The organism is Peptoniphilus sp. SGI.035 (assembly GCF_050315115.1).
Lineage (GTDB): Bacteria > Bacillota > Clostridia > Tissierellales > Peptoniphilaceae > Peptoniphilus_A.
Window position 1 is genome coordinate 1 of the sequence record NZ_JBNPOJ010000054.1, and the last position, 1145, is coordinate 1145.

At 41.2% G+C, this 1145-nt stretch carries 1 protein-coding gene; it reads right to left on the reverse strand.

Going from position 1 to position 1145, the window contains the following annotated elements; translation table 11 throughout:
• On the reverse strand, nt 1-1145 hold a 1145-nt coding region (tuf, locus tag ACQRC6_RS09765), incomplete at both ends, for an elongation factor Tu (RefSeq protein ID WP_427848750.1).

Below are 1145 nucleotides of genomic sequence, written 5' to 3' on the forward strand. Positions count from 1 at the left end.
TTTGATACTACTCCTGATGCTACTGTTCTTCCACCTTCACGAATGGCAAATCTTAATCCTTCGTCCATTGCTATTGGTGTGATTAGTGTTACTGTAAATGTGGAGTTGTCTCCTGGCATTACCATTTCTGTTCCTTCTTTTAGTTGGATATCTCCTGTTACGTCTGTTGTTCTGAAGTAGAATTGTGGTCTGTATCCGTTAAAGAATGGTGTGTGTCTTCCACCTTCTTCTTTTGTTAGTACGTATACTTCGGCTTCAAATTTTGTGTGTGGGTGTATTGTTCCTGGTGCTGCTAGTACTTGTCCTCTTTGTATTTCTTCTCTTTGTACTCCTCTTAGTAGTGCTCCTATGTTGTCTCCTGCTTGGGCTTGGTCTAGTTGTTTTCTAAACATTTCTACACCTGTTACTACTACTTGTCTCTTTTCGTCTGTTAACCCTACTACTTCTACTGTGTCGCCTACTTTTACTACGCCTTGTTCTACTCTTCCTGTTGCTACTGTTCCTCTTCCTGTGATTGAGAAGATGTCTTCTATTGGCATTAGGAATGGGTGTTCTGTGTCTCTTGCTGGTGTTGGAATGTATTCGTCTACTGCTTCCATTAGTTTTACGATTTTGTCTCCCCATTCTCCTTCTGGATCGTCTAATGCTTTTAGTGCTGATCCTACTATGATTGGTGTGTTGTCTCCGTCAAAGTCGTATTCTGATAATAGGTCTCTTACTTCCATTTCTACTAATTCAATTAGTTCTGGATCGTCTACTTGGTCTTCTTTGTTTAGGAATACTACTATCTTTGGTACTCCTACTTGACGTGCTAGTAGAATGTGTTCTCTTGTTTGTGGCATTGGACCGTCTGCTGCTGATACTACTAGGATTGCTCCGTCCATTTGTGCTGCTCCTGTGATCATGTTCTTTACATAGTCAGCGTGTCCTGGGCAGTCTACGTGTGCGTAGTGTCTGTTTGGTGTTTCGTATTCTACGTGAGATGTTGAAATTGTTATTCCTCTTTCTCTTTCTTCTGGTGCTTTGTCAATGTGTGCGTAATCTACGAATTCTCCGCTGCCATATCTCTTGTTCATTACAAGTGTGATTGCTGCTGTAAGTGTTGTTTTACCGTGGTCAACGTGACCAATTGTTCCAATGTTTAC